Source organism: Amycolatopsis sp. NPDC104587, from assembly GCF_055583645.1.
Genome location: NZ_JBVJNO010000006.1, coordinates 453,437 through 470,819, shown reverse-complemented (window position 1 = coordinate 470,819; position 17,383 = coordinate 453,437). Strand labels below are relative to the sequence as shown.

Annotated in this window: 19 protein-coding genes; 13 read left to right on the top strand and 6 right to left on the bottom strand. The window is 70.7% G+C overall.

Translation table 11 applies throughout. The features are described 5' to 3' along the window. Positions 1 to 30: 30 nt before the first annotated feature. Genes ACZ61C_RS21125 through ACZ61C_RS21105 form a run of 5 tightly spaced genes read left to right on the top strand, consistent with a single transcriptional unit; the run spans position 31 to position 4,316 of the window. Positions 31 to 447, top strand: a complete 417-nt coding sequence (locus ACZ61C_RS21125; protein ID WP_465309135.1) for a MarR family winged helix-turn-helix transcriptional regulator — start codon at positions 31 to 33, stop codon at positions 445 to 447. 56 nt (positions 448 to 503) lie between these two features. Beyond that, the gene (locus ACZ61C_RS21120) at positions 504 to 1,295 is read left to right on the top strand and encodes an SRPBCC family protein (protein WP_465309133.1); all 792 of its coding nucleotides are present in this window, start codon (positions 504 to 506) and stop codon (positions 1,293 to 1,295) included. 34 nt (positions 1,296 to 1,329) lie between these two features. Beyond that, positions 1,330 to 2,433: a sensor histidine kinase gene (locus ACZ61C_RS21115; protein ID WP_465309131.1), complete on the top strand. Its 1,104-nt coding sequence runs from the start codon at positions 1,330 to 1,332 to the stop codon at positions 2,431 to 2,433. After that, complete coding sequence (locus tag ACZ61C_RS21110) at positions 2,430 to 3,071, top strand: response regulator (protein ID WP_465309129.1); 642 nt, start codon at positions 2,430 to 2,432, stop codon at positions 3,069 to 3,071. The genes ACZ61C_RS21115 and ACZ61C_RS21110 overlap by 4 nt, the downstream gene beginning before the upstream one ends. Positions 3,072 to 3,110: 39 nt before the next feature. Next, positions 3,111 to 4,316, top strand: coding sequence for an FAD-dependent monooxygenase (locus ACZ61C_RS21105; RefSeq protein ID WP_465309127.1), 1,206 nt, complete (start codon positions 3,111 to 3,113; stop codon positions 4,314 to 4,316). A 1-nt stretch (position 4,317) separates the two neighbouring features. On the opposite strand, the gene ACZ61C_RS21100 is transcribed toward ACZ61C_RS21105, so the two are convergent. Next, complete coding sequence (locus ACZ61C_RS21100) at positions 4,318 to 5,103, bottom strand: GNAT family N-acetyltransferase (protein WP_465309125.1); 786 nt, start codon at positions 5,101 to 5,103, stop codon at positions 4,318 to 4,320. Between the two features lie 55 nt (positions 5,104 to 5,158). Here ACZ61C_RS21100 and ACZ61C_RS21095 point away from each other — a divergent pair, with 55 nt between their 5' ends. Together ACZ61C_RS21095 and ACZ61C_RS21090 are read left to right on the top strand one after the other, a co-directional pair. Further along, the gene (locus tag ACZ61C_RS21095; RefSeq protein ID WP_465309123.1) at positions 5,159 to 6,796 is read left to right on the top strand and encodes an acyl-CoA carboxylase subunit beta; all 1,638 of its coding nucleotides are present in this window, start codon (positions 5,159 to 5,161) and stop codon (positions 6,794 to 6,796) included. Beyond that, entirely contained in the window at positions 6,793 to 7,017 is a 225-nt protein-coding gene (locus ACZ61C_RS21090; RefSeq protein WP_465309121.1) for an acyl-CoA carboxylase subunit epsilon, read from the top strand. Before ACZ61C_RS21095 ends, ACZ61C_RS21090 begins: the two co-directional genes overlap by 4 nt. Here ACZ61C_RS21090 and ACZ61C_RS21085 read toward each other — a convergent pair. The 4 genes from ACZ61C_RS21085 to ACZ61C_RS21070 form a co-directional block, all read right to left on the bottom strand. After that, complete coding sequence (locus ACZ61C_RS21085) at positions 7,014 to 7,472, bottom strand: MarR family winged helix-turn-helix transcriptional regulator (protein ID WP_465309119.1); 459 nt, start codon at positions 7,470 to 7,472, stop codon at positions 7,014 to 7,016. The genes ACZ61C_RS21090 and ACZ61C_RS21085 overlap by 4 nt on opposite strands. 9 nt (positions 7,473 to 7,481) lie before the next feature. After that, positions 7,482 to 8,375: an LLM class flavin-dependent oxidoreductase gene (locus tag ACZ61C_RS21080; RefSeq protein WP_465309117.1), complete on the bottom strand. Its 894-nt coding sequence runs from the start codon at positions 8,373 to 8,375 to the stop codon at positions 7,482 to 7,484. Between the two features lie 99 nt (positions 8,376 to 8,474). Beyond that, positions 8,475 to 8,705 (bottom strand): hypothetical protein, encoded by a 231-nt coding sequence (locus ACZ61C_RS21075; protein WP_465309115.1) that lies wholly within the window; start codon positions 8,703 to 8,705, stop codon positions 8,475 to 8,477. 1 nt (position 8,706) lies between these two features. Then, on the bottom strand, positions 8,707 to 9,330 hold the full coding sequence (locus ACZ61C_RS21070) for a nucleotidyltransferase domain-containing protein (protein WP_465309113.1): 624 nt from the start codon (positions 9,328 to 9,330) through the stop codon (positions 8,707 to 8,709). A 243-nt stretch (positions 9,331 to 9,573) separates the two neighbouring features. Here ACZ61C_RS21070 and ACZ61C_RS21065 point away from each other — a divergent pair, with 243 nt between their 5' ends. From ACZ61C_RS21065 to ACZ61C_RS21050, 4 genes are all read left to right on the top strand, one after another. Beyond that, the gene (locus tag ACZ61C_RS21065; protein ID WP_465309111.1) at positions 9,574 to 10,200 is read left to right on the top strand and encodes a PadR family transcriptional regulator; all 627 of its coding nucleotides are present in this window, start codon (positions 9,574 to 9,576) and stop codon (positions 10,198 to 10,200) included. Continuing rightward, positions 10,181 to 11,797 carry a DHA2 family efflux MFS transporter permease subunit gene (locus ACZ61C_RS21060; RefSeq protein ID WP_465309109.1) on the top strand — a complete coding sequence of 539 codons (1,617 nt, stop codon included), beginning with the start codon at positions 10,181 to 10,183 and terminating at the stop codon, positions 11,795 to 11,797. Before ACZ61C_RS21065 ends, ACZ61C_RS21060 begins: the two co-directional genes overlap by 20 nt. A 333-nt stretch (positions 11,798 to 12,130) precedes the next feature. Then, positions 12,131 to 12,760, top strand: a complete 630-nt coding sequence (locus tag ACZ61C_RS21055; RefSeq protein ID WP_465309107.1) for a Maf family protein — start codon at positions 12,131 to 12,133, stop codon at positions 12,758 to 12,760. Between the two features lie 100 nt (positions 12,761 to 12,860). Further along, positions 12,861 to 14,213 carry a dicarboxylate/amino acid:cation symporter gene (locus ACZ61C_RS21050; protein WP_465309105.1) on the top strand — a complete coding sequence of 451 codons (1,353 nt, stop codon included), beginning with the start codon at positions 12,861 to 12,863 and terminating at the stop codon, positions 14,211 to 14,213. Between the two features lie 94 nt (positions 14,214 to 14,307). Here the strand turns inward: ACZ61C_RS21050 and ACZ61C_RS21045 are convergent, their stop codons facing one another. Further along, positions 14,308 to 15,033, bottom strand: coding sequence for a hypothetical protein (locus ACZ61C_RS21045; protein ID WP_465309103.1), 726 nt, complete (start codon positions 15,031 to 15,033; stop codon positions 14,308 to 14,310). A gap of 158 nt (positions 15,034 to 15,191) precedes the next feature. Between ACZ61C_RS21045 and ACZ61C_RS21040 the strand changes: the two genes are divergently transcribed. Next, positions 15,192 to 15,467: an SAV_915 family protein gene (locus ACZ61C_RS21040; protein WP_465309101.1), complete on the top strand. Its 276-nt coding sequence runs from the start codon at positions 15,192 to 15,194 to the stop codon at positions 15,465 to 15,467. Positions 15,468 to 15,573: 106 nt separating this feature from the next. Beyond that, complete coding sequence (locus ACZ61C_RS21035; protein WP_465309099.1) at positions 15,574 to 17,370, top strand: acetyl/propionyl/methylcrotonyl-CoA carboxylase subunit alpha; 1,797 nt, start codon at positions 15,574 to 15,576, stop codon at positions 17,368 to 17,370. The last annotated feature ends 13 nt before the right edge of the window (positions 17,371 to 17,383 follow it).

The window sequence follows — 17,383 nt, the reverse complement described above, 5'->3', positions numbered from 1 at the left end:
AGCTATCCTGATGTCAAGAGGAGGCCGCACATGACCGTCGACGAACAGGCGTGGGGACGCGTTCTCGTCCTGCACGCCCGCATCGAGCAGGAGCTCGGCAAGGCGCTGCACCGCCGCCACGGGCTCGGCCTGTCCGAGTACCGCGCACTCGGCAAGCTGGTCGAAGGCCCGCGCGGCGGCCTGCGGATGCAGGAGCTCGCCGAGGCGATCGGGCTCAACCAGAGCTCGGTCAGCCGGATGTGCGCGCGCCTCGAAGACGCCGGCCTGACCATCCGCGACCTGTGCGAAGACGACCGTCGCGGCGTCTACTCGGTGATCACCGACGCCGGCCGCAAGCGCTACGCCGAGACCGAGCCGACGTACTGCTCGGTGCTGCGGACCGCGCTCGACAAGGCCGCGGGCGACCCCGAGCTCACCGCCGCGGTCGCCGCCGTCCGCGGCGCTTGACCCGAATATGCCACGGTGGTTATATACGGGCACAGGCACCCTGACAGGAGGACGCCGTGCCCGCGAAGCTGCTGACCGCCGACGATCGCCCCGTGCTCAGGCTGGAACGCCGTCTCGAGCACCCGCCCGAGAAGGTCTGGCACGCCCTCACCGACCCGGCCGAGCTGGCGCACTGGTTCCCTGCGCAGGTCGACGTCGACCTGCGCGCGGGCGGCGCCATCCGGTTCACCTTCCCCGGTGAAGACGACACAACGACCGGCCGGGTCGTCACCGTCGACCCGCCGCGCGAGTTCACCTTCGTCTGGAACGACGACACCCTGCGCTGGCTGGTGTCCCCGGACGGCGACGGCAGCCTCTTGGAGTTCACGCACACCTTCGGCCGCGGCGACCCCGCGATCGCGAAGCTCGCGGCGGGCCGCAACGCCGCCGGCTGGGACGTCTGCCTCGACGCCCTCGACGCGCGGCTGTCCGGCCGCTCCTTCACCCAGCCCGGCCAGTGGCACGACCGGATGGCGTCCTACGTGACGGAGTTCGGCCTCGACGCGGGCGAAGTCCTGCCGGACGGCACCATCCGCTTCCGCCGCGACCTGGTCTGGAAGCCCGTTGACGAGGTCCGGGCGCTGCTGCCCGGCGAACCCGGCTGGCACGTGCTCCACGACCCGCTCGACGGCACAAGCGTCGAGCTCACCGAAGCCGCCGAGGCCGACGTCCCCGCGCAGCTGGCCAGGCGGCACGAACAGCTCGACAAGCTGTTCGCCGCGACCCACGGCGTCGACCTGCCGGATTGGACGCCCGACCGCGTCGAGTACGTGAAGAAGCAGTACGCGGAGCGTCCGACCCAGGGTTGACGCTTCCACCGCGCGGCCGCATTACGTTCGGTCCATGCGAATCCGCGTGGCACTCGACGTGCTGGCCGCGCTCGTGCTGGGGATCGGCGCGGGCGGCAACCTCGCCGCGGGCGCGTGGACGCTCCCGGCGTGGCTGCCCGCCTGGCTCGGCTGGACGATCCTGCTGACGAGCGTCCTCCCGATCGTGCTCCGGCGGTGGTGGCCACTCGGCAGCTACGTGCTCAGCCTCGTGCTGGCCGCGGCCGCCGTCCCCATCGGCGGCCCGGTCTTCGGCGTCGCCGTGGTCGGCGCGGGATGCGCGCTTTACGTCGTGGTGGTCCGGCTGAACCGCCGGTTCGGCCAGATCGGCCTCGCGGTCGGCATGATCGAGCTGGGCGTGCTGGCCCTGGTCGTGTCAAACCCGAGCGCGGCCACGACGGTGAACTTCAGCGTTTCGGCGCTGGTGGTCGGGTTCGTGCTCGGCATCACCGTCCGCACCCGCCGCGAGTACGCCGTGATCGAGCGGGAAAACCATGCGCGCCAAGCAGTTTCGGCCGAACGGCTGCGGATCGCGCGGGAGATGCACGACGTCGTCGCGCACAGCATGAGCCTGATCGCGGTGAAGGCGGCGGTCGGCAACCACGTCGCCCTCGAGCAGCCGGACCAGGCGCGGGACGCGTTGCGCGTCATCGAAGACACCAGCCGCGAGACGCTCGCCGAGCTGCGGCGGATGCTGGGAGTGTTGCGCGACGGCACCGGCGTCCCGGCTTTGGCGCCCGCGCCGACACTCGACGACCTGCGTGCGCTCGCCGAACGCGCGCAGGTCGCGGGCCCGGCCGTCGACCTCGTCGTCGACGGTCTCGACGAGCTGCCGAACGGCGTCGGCCAGTCCGTGTACCGGATCGTGCAGGAGGCACTGACCAATGTGGTCAAACACGCGGGCGCGACGACGTGCCGCATCCACGTCACGGGCGGCGACGGCGAGGTGAGCATCGAAGTGCTCGACAACGGCCGCGGCGGCGTCGCGACCCCGGGCCACGGCCTGATCGGGATGCGCGAACGCGTCGCGGTCTACGGCGGCGAGTTCAGCGCGGGCCCGTCCGGCCACGGCTTCCGCGTTTTCGCGCGGCTCCCCTACGAAACGGCGGTGGCCCGATGACCCGCGTCCTGATCGCCGACGACCAGGCGTTGCTGCGCGGCAGTTTCCGCGTGCTGGTGGACAGCGCGCCCGGGCTGAGCGTGGTCGGCGAGGCGTCCGACGGGATCGAGGCGGTCGCGCTGACCCGGCGTGAGAAGCCGGACGTCGTGCTCATGGACGTCCGGATGCCGGAGATGGACGGCATCGAGGCGACCCGCCGGATCTGCGCCGAGACCGACGTCCGGGTGCTGATGCTGACGACGTTCGACCTCGACGAGTACGTCTACGCGGCCTTGCGCGCGGGCGCGAGCGGCTTCCTGCTGAAGGACACGCGCCCGGCAGACCTGCTGGCGGCCATCGAAGTGGTGGCCTCCGGCGACGCGCTGCTGGCGCCGTCGGTGACCCGGCGGCTGGTGGCGGAGTTCGCGCGGCTGCCGGCCGGCCCGGTGACCCGGTTGGACGGCGTCACCGCGCGCGAACAGGAAGTGCTGACGCTGATCGCGCGCGGGTTCTCGAACGACGAGATCGCCGCGCGCCTGCACCTGGGCATCGCGACGGTGAAGACCCACATCGGCCGGCTGCTGCACAAGCTCGCGGCACGCGACCGCGCCCAGCTCGTGATCACGGCGTACGAGTCGGGGCTGGTCCGCCCGGGCTGAGGCTCAGGACGGCTACGGTGGGTTCAAGGGAGGTACACCTTGAGTCGCAGCATCCTCGTTTCCGGCGCCAGTATCGCCGGCCCCACCCTGGCCTCGTGGCTTTCGCGGGCAGGCTGGGACGTGACCGTCGTCGAGCGCTTCGACCACGTGCGCGAGCAGGGCCAGAACATCGACGTCCGCGGGGTCGGGCGCCAGGTCATCCGCCGGATGGGCCTGGAGGACGCCGTGCGCGCCGCGCACACCGGGGAGACCGGCACGGAGTTCGTCGACGAGCACGGCCGCGCGATCGCCACCTTTGCGGGCGGCACCGACGACACGTCCGGTGGCACCGCCGAGCTGGAGATCCTCCGCGGTCAGTTCGCCAAGATCCTCTACGAGCACTCCAGGAACGACGCCGAGTACGTCTTCGGGGACCAGATCACCGCCCTGCACGACGACGGCTCCGGCGTGGACGTCGAGTTCCAGCAGGGCGCGAGCCGCCGGTTCGACGCCGTCGTCCTCGCCGAAGGCCTCCGCTCACGCAGCCGCGCGCTGGTCATGCCCGACGCCCGGATCGACGAACTGGGCCTCTACAGCGCCTTCCTGGCGATCCCGCGCACCGGCGACGACACCGACCGCTGGCGCGTGCTGGCGTGCGGGCGAGGGCGGACCCTCTCCCTGCGCCCGGACAACCTCGGCACCACCCAGGCGTCCCTGGGTTTCACCTCCGACGTGCGCGGCCTGGACCGGCTCGGCCGCGACGACGTCGTCGCGGTCCTGCGGGCGACCTTCGCCGACGTCGGCTGGGCCGCGCCGCGCGTGCTCGCCGAGCTGGACAACGGCTCCCTGTACTTCGAGGACGTCGGGCAGGCGAAGCTCGGGACCTGGAGCCGCGGCCGGGTCGCGCTGCTCGGCGACGCGGCGTACTGCGCGTCCCCGATCAGCGGCATGGGCACCACGCTGGCCCTGGCCGGCGCCTACGTCCTGGCCGGGGAGCTCGCCGGTCACGACGACCCGCGCGACGCCTTCGCCCGCTACGAACAAGTGCTGCGTCCGCTGGTCACGAAGGCGCAGCAGCTCCCGCCGGGGGCGCCGCAGATCGCCCACCCCCGTTCCCGCCTGCAGCTCACCGCGTTCCGAACCGTGGTGCGCGTGGCCGCGTCGCCGGTGCTCGGCCGGGTGTCGGGGCTGGCCGGCAAGTTCATGTCACCGCCGGCCGAGGCGATCACGCTGCCGGAGTACCCGATCCCGGCGGCCGCCGGGTAGGTCAGCCCACCGCCCGGGTGAACGGCGCGAACCTCCGTGCCGGGTCACCCGGGAGCGTGCGGCCGCCGAGGACCAGCCGCGGCGCGAGGGCGCCCGGGACCAGCCCGCGTTCGCGGATCCACGCGGTCAGCGCCGGGAACCGGAAGTCGGGGTCCACGCGCACTTCGCCGGACGTCGACCGCGCCACCCCGCGGATCAGCGCCTTCGCCTGCTCCTCCGTCTCCGCGACCACCGGGCCGATCACCGTCACGTGCCCGATGTCCACGCCGAACGCAAACCCGCCCGCCACGACGAACGGCGTCCCCAGCCGCTCCAGCAGCGGCCGCCGGTTCACGCCTTGAGCGCGCAGGTCCAGCGGGAAGACGTCCGGCAACGAACCCGGCGAAGCTCCCGGCCCGCCGTCGTCGGCGAAGGTGCCGACGTGGCCCTGGCAGCCGCCGTCGAGGACAAAGCCCATCGACTCGTACAGCGGCTGTCCGGACTTCGACGCGTGGAGCCAGACCACCCGGTCGCCTGCCGCCGCAAGCGCTTGCGCGGTGATCGCGCGGCCCAGGCCCTGGCGCTCGTAGCGGCGCGCGACCAGCACCATCGAGATCGACGCCACCGCGCCGAAGGACACCAGGGCGGCCGAGGCGGCCAGGCCGTCGCCGTCCGGCGCGTCGATCCCGAACACCTGCCCGATGTCCTGCAGCATCGCCCACTTCGGCGGCTCACGCGGCCACGACCGGGATTCGGCCAGGTCGGAGCAGGCAGGCAGGTCCGTGGGGGTCAGCAACCGGATCTTCATGGACGTTGCCTACGCCACACGCGAAGTGACCGACAAGTAGTTAAGCTCCGGTGCCATGAGCAGTGCGACGGAGCCGCTCGGGACGCCGCCCGAGGATGAACCGGACATCCACACCACGGCCGGCAAGCTGGCCGACCTGTACCGCCGGTACGACGAGGCGGTGCACGCGGGCTCGGCCCGCGCGGTGGAGAAGCAGCACGCCAAGGGCAAGAAAACCGCGCGCGAACGGATCGAGCTGCTGCTCGACGAAGGCTCGTTCGTGGAGCTGGACGAACTGGCCCGGCACCGCTCGACCAACTTCGGGCTGGAGAAGAACCGCCCGTACGGCGACGGCGTCGTCACCGGCTACGGCAGCATCGACGGCCGCCCGGTCTGCGTGTTCAGCCAGGACGTGACGGTGTTCGGCGGCGCGCTCGGCGAGGTGTACGGCGAGAAGATCGTCAAGGTGATGGACCTGGCGATCAAGACCGGCCGGCCGATCATCGGCATCAACGAAGGCGGCGGCGCGCGCATCCAGGAGGGTGTCGTCTCGCTCGGCCTGTACGGCGAGATCTTCAACCGCAACGTCAAGGCGTCCGGCGTGATCCCGCAGATCTCGCTGATCATGGGCGCGAACGCGGGCGGGCACGTCTACTCCCCCGCGCTGACCGACTTCGTGGTGATGGTCGACGAGACGTCGCAGATGTTCATCACCGGCCCGGACGTGGTCAAGACGGTCACCGGCGAGGACGTCACCTTCGAGGAGCTCGGCGGCGGCCGCACCCACAACACGAAGTCCGGCGTCGCGCACTACCTCGGCTCCGACGACGAAGACGCGATCGCCTACGTCAAGGAGCTGCTCTCCTACCTGCCGCAGAACAACCTGTCGGACGCGCCGGTGTTCGAGGCGTCGGAGGCGCCGGCCGGGTTCTTCGACGACGTGACCGACGCCGACCGCGAGCTGGACACGATCATCCCGGACTCGCCGAACACGCCGTACGACATGCACGAGGTGATCACCCGCGTCGTCGACGACGGGGAGTTCCTCGAGGTCCACGAGCTGTTCGCGCCGAACATCATCGTCGGGTTCGGCCGCGTCGACGGCCAGAGTGTCGGTGTGGTCGCGAACCAGCCGACGCAGTTCGCCGGCTGCCTCGACATCGACGCGTCCGAGAAGGCCGCGCGGTTCGTGCGCACCTGCGACGCGTTCAACATCCCGGTGGTGACCTTCGTCGACGTCCCGGGGTTCCTGCCGGGCACCGACCAGGAGTGGAACGGCATCATCCGCCGCGGCGCGAAGCTGATCTACGCCTACGCGGAGGCGACGGTTCCGCTGGTCACGATCATCACGCGCAAGGCCTACGGCGGCGCGTACGACGTCATGGGGTCGAAGCACCTCGGCGCCGACATCAACCTCGCCTGGCCGACGGCGCAGGTCGCGGTGATGGGCGCGCAGGGCGCGGCGAACATCGTGCACCGCAAGACCTTGGCGAACGCCGCTTCCGAAGGCCGCGACGTCGACGCCCTGCGCGCCGAGCTGATCCAGGAGTACGAGGACACGCTCCTGAACCCGTACGCGGCGGCCGAGCGCGGCTACGTCGACTCGGTGATCGTGCCGGCGCACACCCGCGGGCACGTCGCGCGGGCGTTGTCGTTGCTGCGCAACAAACGTGAGGCGCTGCCGCCCAAGAAGCACGGGAACATCCCGCTGTGAGCGAGGAGCGCAAGCCCTTGTTGCGGGTGGTCAGAGGAAACCCGAGCGACGCCGAGCTGGCGGCGCTGACGGCGGTCGTCGCCGCGGCGGCTTCGGCTCCAGCGTCTTCGGAGAAGCCGAAGCCGCGCACGTCGTGGTGGGGCGACCACGCGACCGCGCTGCGGAAGCCGCTTCACCACGGCGACGGTGCTTGGCGCGCTTCGGGTTTGCCCGGCTCCTAGCGCGAAAGGGCGTCGAGGAACACGATGGGGACCTCGTTCTCGCGGACGACCGTCCCGAGCAGCGCGGCGAGCCGGTCGCGGTCCTCGGTGCCCAGGCTCGCAGCCAGGTCGGCCACGCGGCGGCACGTCGCCGCGTAGAAGTCCTCCGCCAGGACGCGACCTTCGGCCGTCAGCACGACACGCACGGCACGGCGGTCGGCCGGGTCGGGTTCACGGCGGACGAGCTCCCGCCGGACCGCGCGGTCGACGAGCCCGGTGAGGCTGGACTTCTCCAGGCCGAGCGTCGCGCCGAGGTCGCCCATGCCGTAGGGCCGGCCCATCAGCACGCACAGCAGCTGGCCCTGCTGCACGGTGAGCCCGTATTCACGGGCCGACTCGGCGTAGACGGCGTTCACCAGGAACGACGCCCGCACGAGCCCGGCCACCACGCCGAGGTCCTCCCCGCGTTTCCCCATCACACCAGCCTACTTCGCGACGGCCTCCCGCACGGCGGGCGCGATCTCCTCGGCCCACCGGGCGGCGGCGGTCTCGTCGGGAGTGCTGCCACCGGGGCCGAAGAGCACGAACCCGGCGGCGCCGTGCTCCAGCACCGCGCCGGTCAGCTCCTCGATCCACTGCGCCGGCGAGCCGCCGATCCAGCGCCCGTCGTCGGCGCGGGTCTTCGCGAGCGGCTTTTCGCTGATCCGCCCGGGGAAGTTGTAAACGGTGACGACGTCGGCGGGCTCGCGTCCGGCGGCGGCCGCGGCTTCGTCGATCACCGGCCGGGAGGTGCGGTAGCGCTCGCTGAGCCAGTCGGCGGCACGGCCGGGCAGCCACCCGTCGGCCACCCGCCCGGTGACGGCGAGGGACTTCGGCCCGACGGACCCCGTCCACACGGGCGGCACGTTTTCCTCGGCCGGCTCCAGGTTCGTGACCTGGTAGAACTCGCCGTCGAAGGTGACCGGCCCACCGCCCCCGCCGAGCAGCTTCACCAGCCGGATCCCCTCCTCGAACGCCCGCACGGCCGCCCCGGGCGTCAGCTTGGCGACGCCGAGCCGGGCGATGTCGTCCCAGAGCCCGCCGACGCCCATGCCGAGCACGATCCGCCCGCCGCTCAGCGCGGACAAGGACGTGACGGTCCTGGCGAGCATCGGCGCGTGGCGCGTGGGCAGGTTGGTGACGCTGACCAGGCCGGAGACCCGTTCGGTGCGCCCGAGCAGAACGCCGATCTCGGCGTAGGCGTCGAGCCGGTCGGCGTAGTAGGGGTGATCGGAGACGGTGACGAGGTCGAGCCCGGCCCGGTCGACCTGGACGGCGAGCCGCAGGGTCTTTTCCACGGCGGCGACGGCCGTCGACACCCCGATCCCGAAGTGCACCATGGTTCCTCCAGATTTAGTTCGTTCTACGAACTGACTATACATAGTTCTTAGGACGAACTACTAAGACTCAGACAGGAACCCTCCGGCGAGCACGCACCATCAGGGTTTCTCGACGGCGTCGGCATGACTCTCCCCTTGCGCATGCTCGCCGAGCCCGGCACAGCAAAGAGCATCAGCCGCAGCGATACCAGCATGCACACAAAGCGTCACATACGCGTCCGCGCGCTTGCCGAGATCATCGTGGACAAGTTCGCGGGCCACCTCCCAGAACTGCTCCGCCTTCGCCAGCCGGCCCCGCATGACCTCCGCACTGCACGTTTTCGTCCACACTTCAGCTCTTTCTCTTCCGGATCTGCCCGTCCAGCCAGGAATGCCGACCAGCCACAGTGAGCCCCTCGCGCAGGACATCGCTCAGCACAGGCTCGTCCCGGCCGCGGTTCATGACTTCAGCCACGGTGAACTCGAGGATCCGGGCGTCATTGCCCGTCCATCGGGAGACATCGGCAGCCAAGCCGTCGACCTGAACCCCCCAACGATCTTCGTCGACGCCGTCCGGCCGGACCAGGAGCAAGTCGATGTCACTCTCGACCGTCATCGAGCCTCGCGCCGCCGAACCGAAGACCGCGCCGTACTTCGGCCGGGGCATCCAGGACTCGAGAGCGGATTCGATCCGTCGCAGCAGCTTTTCGCGCAAGCCCACCAGACCAACGACGTGCTCGGCCGCCAAGTGATCACGGTTGAACTCGTAGGCGAACGCGTTGCCGACACGCTCCGCACGCACGATGCCCTGACCGACCAGCCGTCGCAGCACCTTCCGGATCCCCTCCTCCGAGTGCCGGCCCAGCACTCGGTGCAGCTGCCCGGTCGTGAACGTGCTCTCGTATCCGACAAGGGCTGCGAGCACGTCACCGTCCAAGGTCGGCGTCACCGTGGCCAGAGGTCGATTCAGTTCCATCAGCCGCCTTTCACTTGGCGTACTATAATACGTTTACCTGCACTATAGTACGGTTAGTCCGGCTGCGACGCTTACCCGCCGAGAGCGTTCCGAGAGAAGCCACCGGAGCCCCGAGACCGGATCATGGAAGCTTCCAGACCGTGTACGCACGGTCACAGAACCGACCGTGGACGCCGGCATAGTCTGCGCCGTATAGTCCACGTGGAATAAACGACCTGGAGTCACCCGGAGGGACCAACGACCATGGCCTCGGCCAAGCTGACCCCACTCGGCATCGCGGTGCTGGAGCTGCTCCACGAGAAGCCCATGCACCCTTACGAGATGGCCCAGCTCATGCGGGAGCGGTACGTCAGCACGCGGGTCAACGTGAAGGCGGGCTCGCTCTACCACACCGTCGAACGCCTGCACCGGGACGGCTTTGTCGAGGTCGTCGACACGCAGCGTGACGGACGGCGGCCCGAACGGACCGTCTACGGCATGACCCAGGCGGGCCTGGACGCGTTCAACCAGCGCGGCCGCGAACTGCTCGGCGACCTCGTCGAGGAGTTCCCCGCCTACCTGTCCGGGCTCGCCGTGATCGACGAACTGGGGCGCGAAACCTCGTTGATCGAGCTCGACCACCGGGTCACGCGGCTGCGCGCCGCGGTGGCCGCCGACCAGGCCGTGCTGCAGCGGCTGGCCGAAGACGCGACGCCGCCGATCTACTGGCTCGACTGGCGCTTCAAGTGCGACCAGCGGAAGTTCGAGCTCGAGTGGACCGAGCGGCTCGTCGACGACCTCGCGTCCGGGCGGATCCCGTTCCAGGACTGCGAACAACCCAGGCTCACGCTCATCACCAAGGAAGACGACGATGAACGCAAGACAAGCTAACCCGTGGGCCGCGCTGGGCGCGCTGTGCCTCGGCTTCTTCATGATCCTGCTCGACACGACCATCGTGTCGATCGCGATCCCGACCATGCTGCGCGAGCTGAACGCCGGACTGAACTCGGTCGTCTGGGTGATCAGCGTCTACCTGCTCACCTACGCCGTGCCGATGCTGTTCACCAGCCGCCTCGGTGACCGCTTCGGCCCGAAGCGCGTGTTCCTCGCCGGGCTGGTCGTGTTCACCGGCGCGTCGCTGTGGTGCGGCCTGTCCGGCAACGTCGAGATGCTGATCGCCGCGCGTGCGGTGCAGGGGCTCGGCGCCGCGCTGATGACACCGCAGACGCTGGCGTTCATCACGCACCTGTTCCCGCCGGCCAAGCGCGGCCCGGCGATGGGCATGTGGGGCGGGGTCGCCGGCCTGGCGACCATCGCCGGCCCGCTGCTCGGCGGGGTGCTCGTGGACCACCTCGGCTGGGAATGGATCTTCTACGTCAACGTGCCGATCGGCGTGATCGCCATCGTCCTGACGCTGATGCTGGTGCCGGACTGGCAGCCGAAGCACTCGCATTCCTTCGACCTGCTGGGGATCCTGCTCTCCAGCGCGGCCCTGTTCTGCATCGTGTTCGGCGTCCAGAACGGCCAGCAGTACGACTGGGGCACGGTCTGGGGCGGCATCACCGTCTTCGAGATCATCGGCGCCGGTGTGGTGCTGCTGGTGGCTTTCCTGGCGTGGCAACGGTTCAACAAGCGTGAGCCGCTGCTGCCGCTGCAGGTGTTCTCGAACCGGAACTTCTCGGCCGGGACGCTCACCGCGACCACGGTCGGCTTCGCGATGACCGGCATGTTCCTGCCGCTGGTGATCTACATCCAGTCGGTGCTCGGGCTGACCCCGACCATGGCCGGCCTGCTGACCGCGCCGATGTCGCTGCTGTCCGGGATCATCGCGCCGTTCGTCGGGCGCGCGTCGGACAAGGTCAACGGCAAGTACCTGGTGATGTTCGGCCTCGCCTCGCTCGCCGCGGGGCTGGGTGTCATCGCGCTGCAGGCGTCGCCGACGAGCAGCCCGTGGAGCTTCATCCCGGCGCTGCTGCTGTGCGGGCTCGGCATCGGCTGCATCTTCTCGCCGATGAGCAACATGACGATGGGCTCGGTCGAGCCGCGGCTGGCCGGGACGGCGTCGGGCATCTTCAACACCTCGCGCCAGGTGGGCGGCGTGCTGGGTTCGGCGGCGATCGGCGTGCTGCTCCAGGCGCGCGTGACGGCGTCGATCACGGACGAAGCGGCGAAGGCGGCCACGCAGCTGCCGGAGCAGTACCGGGCGCCGTTCGCGGAGGGCATCGCGAAGGCGGCCGCGAGCACGGGCGAGTTCGGCTCCTCGGGTGGTCCGTCGCCGATGTCGGGGCTGCCGGCGGAGATCGCGGCCCAGGCGGGGAAGCTGGCTTCGGACGCGGTCCACAGTGGACTCACCGACGCGGCCCGCGTGACGATGCTGCTGCCGATGGTGGTGCTGCTGCTGGGCATCGTCTCGGCCGCGGTGATGCGGCAGGTCAAGCCGCGCTGGGAGACCCCGGCGCCGGCCGCGCCCGAAACCGCCACGGCCTGAAAACCGGGCAGGCCTGTCGTTCCGGTGTCGGGTGACCGGAGCGACAGGCCCGCACGGACCGCGGGAGCGGTGGTCTAGTTCGGCGCGGCCTTGGGCAGCGAGGGGGGCTCGGTCCGGAGCGGCTCACGGCCCTTCGAGGGGCGGCGCTTCACCCACCACGGCGATCGCGGCCCCAAGGCGGAACCCGTCACCCGTACCGTCATCGGGGTCACCTCCGAGCTCCTCGCGGCACCCGCGCCGCCCATATGTTGCGAGCCACAACAAACTAACTCCGCACCCGGGTGACGGCGGTCACAATTCGGTCACGACCCCCGGCCCGGGTAGGTTCCCGGGGTGCAGTTCGTCCTCGCCTCCCAGTCCCCCGCCCGGCTCGCCCTGCTGCGCTCGGCGGGCCTCGACCCGGCCGTGTTCGTCTCCGGGGTCGACGAAGACGCCGTCGCCGCGTCGCTGACCGAGCCGGAGCCCGCCGAGCTGGTCATGGCGCTCGCCGCGGCCAAGGCCGAAGCCGTCCTCGACCAGGTCGCCGCCGCGCACCCGGACGCCGTCGTCGTCGCCTGCGACTCGATGTTGAACATCGGCGGGCGGATGGTCGGCAAACCGGCCACCCCGGACATTGCGCGGCAGCGCTGGGCCGCGATGGCGGGCTCATCCGGTGAACTCTTCACCGGTCACACGGTCGTCCGGCTCGAGGGCGGGACCCGCGCCAAGGAGGCCTCCGGCTCGATGTCGACCGGCGTCCGGTTCGGCACGCCGAGCGCCGCGGAGATCGACGCCTACGTCGGCACCGGCGAGCCGCTGCACGTCGCCGGCGGCTTCACGATCGACGGCCTGGGCGGCTGGTTCGTCGAAGGCCTCGACGGCGACCACACGAGTGTCATCGGTCTCAGCCTGCCGCTGACGCGCCGGCTGCTGGCCGAGGTCGGCGTGAGTGTCGTGGATCTCTGGCGGCCTCCCGCATCCTGAGAAGGGCACCACACCAACGGGCGATCCGGAAGAGTCCCGTCCTGCCTAACGTTCTCTTCACGAGGCAAGACGAGAAACTTTCGAGCACCGGAGTCGCCCCGTGTCTTTTGTACGGACATACACCAAGCCGCGGGTGTTCGCGGCCGCGGTTCTCGGCGCGCTCGTCGTCGGCGCCCTGCTGGGTGTCGTCGCACGGCAGACCGAGGCCGGCTGGCTGACCGATCTCCTCGACCAGATCGGCACCATCTTCACGACGCTGCTGCAGATCGCGGTGATCCCGCTGGTCTTCACGGCGATCGTGGTCGGCATCAACAGCCTGCGCAAGCTCGGGGGCGGCCGCACGGCCGCGCGCCTGGGCGGCAAGACAGTGCTGTGGTTCGCGATCACGTCGTTCATCGCCTCGCTGATCGGAATCGCCGTCGGCCGGATCTTCAACCCCGGCTCCGGCGGCCTCGGCGGGGTCGAAGCCACCGCGAAGAACGCCGAGAAGGCCGCGAAAAGCGTCGACAGCTGGGGCTCGTGGAGCGCTTTCATCAACGGGTTGCTGCCGGAGAACTTCATCAAGGCCTTCGCCGACGGCGAGACGCTGCAGGTGCTGTTCCTCGCGCTCGTGATCGGCGCCGCCGCCTACAGCCTGGGTGACAAGGCCAAGCCGTTCGTCGACTTCACGACGAGCGTCTTCGAGATCATCCAGCGCTACCTCGGCTGGATCGTCCGGCTGGCCCCGATCGGCATCATCGGCCTGATCGGCGCGGCCGTGTCCAACTACGGCGACGCGCTGTTCCGGCCGCTGTTCTCGACGACGCTCGCGGTGTACGTCGGCTGCCTGCTCGTGCTGTTCGTCGTCTACCCGATCCTGCTGCAGTTCGTGGCGAAGGTCAGCCCGCTGAAGTTCTTCTCGAAGGCCGGCACGGCGATCCAGTTCGCGTTCGCCTCGCAGTCTTCGGCCGCGACGCTGCCGCTGACCCGCCAGTCCGCGGTGAACCTCGGCGTCCAGCCGGCGTACGCGGCCTTCGCGACCCCGCTCGGCAGCGCCACGAAGATGGACGGCTGCGCGGCGGTCTTCCCGGCGATCGCGGCGATCTTCGTCGCGAACCTGGCCGGGGTGTCGCTGAACTTCTGGCAGTACGCGGGCATCGTGGTGGTCGCCGTGGTCGGCGCGCTCGCGACGGCCGGGACCACCGGCTGGCTGACGGCGTTCACGCTGACGACGTCGTTCATCGGCCTCGACGCCAAGCAGGTCGCGCTCGGCCTGGCGCTGATCTACTCGGTCAACCCGATCATGGACATGATGCGCACGGCGACGAACGTGGCCGGCCAGATCGTGGTCCCGGTGGTCGTGGCCCGCGCCGAGGGCCTGCTCGACGAAGAGGTCCTCAACACCCCGACGGACCGCCCGCAGGCCTCCGACGACGGTTCCGCGGCCCGCCACACCGAGCCCGCCCCCGCCTGACCGCAAGCGCCCCAATGTGGCCTTCGGTGCGTCAGACGCACCCAAGGCCGCCTTGGGTGCGTCAGACGCAACCAAGGCCACATTGGGGCGCTCGTCAGGAGGACGGGCAGGCGCGCAGGTCGGCGCGGGTCAGGCGGATGTCCGGCCAGCCGCGCAGGTCCGACGGCGAGGTCACCCGCCGCGTGCAGCCGACCGACTTGCCCGTCAGGTCGTAGACCTCGCCCAGGACCGGCGCCGCCGCGCACTGCGGGGTGCCGTCCGCCGCGTCGGCGCAGTCGTGGCGGACCACGATCACGTCCGGGCGGCCGTCGGCCGTGACGTCGTAGAGCGCGAGCGTCCCGGCGTCGGCGTAGAACGGCTTCCCCGAGTCGCGCCACACCCCCCCGCCGGCGACCAGCAGCTCGCCGTACGCCGCCGTGCCCTCGTCGCCGACGTCGCCGCGGACCAGGCACGTCGGCGCGGCGCCGTCGATGCAGCGCAGCGAGTTCTGGTCCAGCCGCACCCCCAGCTGGGCGATCGACAGCTCGAACACCGTGCCCGGCTCCGGCCCGATGCGCAGCCGTCCGGACCCGCCCGAGGCGTCGGTGAGCAGCACGACCGGCGTGCCGCCGACCGTCATCGCCGCGAGCTGGCGGCACGGCCCGCCGCCGCAGGTCACCACGGGCGCCACCGGGCCGGCCGCGGGCTCGGCCGCGCCGGCGGGCACCTCCGGGCGCGGCCGCAGCAGGAACACCGAGCCGATCGCGCCGAGGGTCACCACCGCGGCCAGCACCGCGGTGAGCAGCGCCGACCGGGGCGTCCGCGCTGCCGAAGTCCGCATAAGACAGAGCGTAAGCCGCTTCGCGACCGTGTGTGGGCAGCGCCCCGGCGCCGTGTGGCCGAAATCCCCCGGGGGTGCGAGCCCACCCCGGCGGACCCCCTGAACGGGTGACCTGACGGGGCCAGATCTCGCTCTGCGTGTCCGTCTATGTTGGCCGGGTGACGAACCCCAACCTTCCCCCCGCCCTGTACCTGCCGACCGGCCCGGTGAACGTCGAAGCCGAAGGCGCGTCGATCGAGCTGCGCCGCACACCGGACGGCCGCACCGCGCTGGTCGCCTTCACCGCCCTCGACCGGCTGATCGACTGCTGCGGCGAGCACCAGCCGTGGGTGCTGGTCAACACCGAGCACCTGCCGAAGGTGCACGCCGCGAACCCGTACGACGTGATCGTGCTCGACTCGCCGCTGCCGGTGGAGCTGCGTCACCACGTCTGAGCGTGGTTCAGCTCTCACTCCAGAGACGCGCGACGTCGTATCCGTAGACTTCCCAGGTGCCGCGCAGGCGGTCAGCAATGCAGCTGTCGGACACAGGAGGTGCGGGGTGGCCGAGCAGGTCGGCGAATCCACGGGTGGCCCGGTGACCAAGATCCTGGTCGCCAACCGGGGCGAGATCGCGGTACGCGTGATCAGAGCCGCTAAAGACGCTGGTCTCACCAGCGTCGCGGTGTACGCCGACCCGGATCGCGACGCACCGCACGTGCGCTTGGCCGACGAGGCCTTCGCGCTCGGCGGCACCACGGCCGCGGAGAGCTACCTCAACATCGACAAGCTCCTCGACGCGGCGAAGCACTCGGGCGCCGACTCTGTGCACCCGGGTTACGGCTTCCTCTCCGAGAACGCGGACTTCGCCCAGGCCGTCCTCGACGCCGGGCTGACCTGGATCGGGCCGAGCCCGCAGGCCATCCGCGACCTCGGCGACAAGGTCACCGCGCGGCACATCGCGACCCGCGCGGGCGCGCCGCTGGTGCCGGGCACCAAGGAGCCGGCGAAGGACGCGAGCGAGATCGTCGCGTTCGCCGACGAGCACGGCCTGCCGGTGGCCATCAAGGCCGCGTTCGGCGGCGGTGGCCGTGGCCTCAAGGTCGCGCGCACCCGCGAAGAGATCCCGGAGCTGTTCGAGTCCGCGACGCGCGAGGCGGTGGCCGCGTTCGGCCGCGGCGAGTGCTTCGTCGAGCGCTACCTGGACAAGCCGCGCCACGTCGAGGCCCAGGTGCTGGCCGACCAGCACGGCAACGCGATCGTCGTCGGCACCCGCGACTGCTCGCTGCAGCGCCGGCACCAGAAGCTCGTCGAGGAGGCGCCCGCGCCGTTCCTGTCCGACGAGCAGCGCAAGCGCATCCACGAGTCCGCCAAGGCGATCTGCAAGGAAGCCGGGTACTACGGCGCCGGCACCGTCGAGTACCTCGTCGCGACCGACGGCACGATCTCGTTCCTCGAGGTCAACACGCGCCTGCAGGTCGAGCACCCGGTGTCGGAGGAGACGACCGGCCTCGACCTCGTCCGCGAGATGTTCCGCATCGCGCGCGGCGAGAAGCTGCGGATCACCGAGGACCCCGAACCGCGCGGCCACTCGATCGAGTTCCGCATCAACGGCGAGGACGCCGGCCGCGGCTTCCTGCCCGCGCCGGGCACGGTGACGAAGTTCGCCGCGCCGAGCGGGCCGGGGGTGCGGGTCGACTCCGGCGTCGAGTCCGGCAGCGTCATCGGCGGGCAGTTCGACTCGATGCTGGCGAAGCTGATCGTCACCGGGACCGACCGGAACAACGCTCTTGAACGCAGCCGCCGCGCGCTCGCCGAGATGGTCGTCGAGGGCATGGCGACGGTGCTGCCGTTCGACCGCGTGATCGTGAACGACCCGGCCTTCATCGGCGACGAGAACGGCTTCAGCGTGCACACGCGCTGGATCGAGACGGAGTTCGACAACCAGATCGAGCCGTTCGTGGCGCCGGACGTCGAGGCCACCGAAGAGGAGCCGCGGCACAACGTCGTCGTCGAGGTCGGCGGGCGACGGCTCGAGGTGTCGCTGCCGGGCGGGTTCGCGCTCGAAGGCGGCGGCGGGGGCGGCGGCACCGCCGTCAAGGCGAAGCCGCGCAAGCGCGCCGGCGGGGGCAAGGCCGCCGTCAGCGGCGACGCCGTCACCGCGCCGATGCAGGGCACCATCGTGAAGGTCGCCGTCGAAGAGGGCCAGTCGGTCGAAGCCGGTGAGCTGATCGTCGTCCTCGAGGCGATGAAGATGGAGAACCCGGTCACCGCACACAAAGCGGGCACCGTGACCGGACTTTCGGTCGAGGTGGGCGCCGCCGTGACGCAGGGCACCCAGCTCCTGGAGATCAAGTAGCGCAGTTCGTTAC

Bases quoted from the DNA above. Each gene is read 5' to 3' on its own strand.
- ACZ61C_RS21125 (WP_465309135.1), top strand. From the start codon at position 31: ATGACCGTCGACGAACAGGCGTGGGGACGCGTTCTCGTCCTGCACGCC.
- ACZ61C_RS21115 (WP_465309131.1), top strand. From the start codon at position 1,330: ATGCGAATCCGCGTGGCACTCGACGTGCTGGCCGCGCTCGTGCTGGGG.
- ACZ61C_RS21110 (WP_465309129.1), top strand. From the start codon at position 2,430: ATGACCCGCGTCCTGATCGCCGACGACCAGGCGTTGCTGCGCGGCAGT.
- ACZ61C_RS21100 (WP_465309125.1), bottom strand. From the start codon at position 5,103: ATGAAGATCCGGTTGCTGACCCCCACGGACCTGCCTGCCTGCTCCGAC.
- ACZ61C_RS21095 (WP_465309123.1), top strand. From the start codon at position 5,159: ATGAGCAGTGCGACGGAGCCGCTCGGGACGCCGCCCGAGGATGAACCG.
- ACZ61C_RS21085 (WP_465309119.1), bottom strand. From the start codon at position 7,472: ATGGGGAAACGCGGGGAGGACCTCGGCGTGGTGGCCGGGCTCGTGCGG.
- ACZ61C_RS21080 (WP_465309117.1), bottom strand. From the start codon at position 8,375: ATGGTGCACTTCGGGATCGGGGTGTCGACGGCCGTCGCCGCCGTGGAA.
- ACZ61C_RS21070 (WP_465309113.1), bottom strand. From the start codon at position 9,330: ATGGAACTGAATCGACCTCTGGCCACGGTGACGCCGACCTTGGACGGT.
- ACZ61C_RS21065 (WP_465309111.1), top strand. From the start codon at position 9,574: ATGGCCTCGGCCAAGCTGACCCCACTCGGCATCGCGGTGCTGGAGCTG.
- ACZ61C_RS21060 (WP_465309109.1), top strand. From the start codon at position 10,181: ATGAACGCAAGACAAGCTAACCCGTGGGCCGCGCTGGGCGCGCTGTGC.
- ACZ61C_RS21045 (WP_465309103.1), bottom strand. From the start codon at position 15,033: ATGCGGACTTCGGCAGCGCGGACGCCCCGGTCGGCGCTGCTCACCGCG.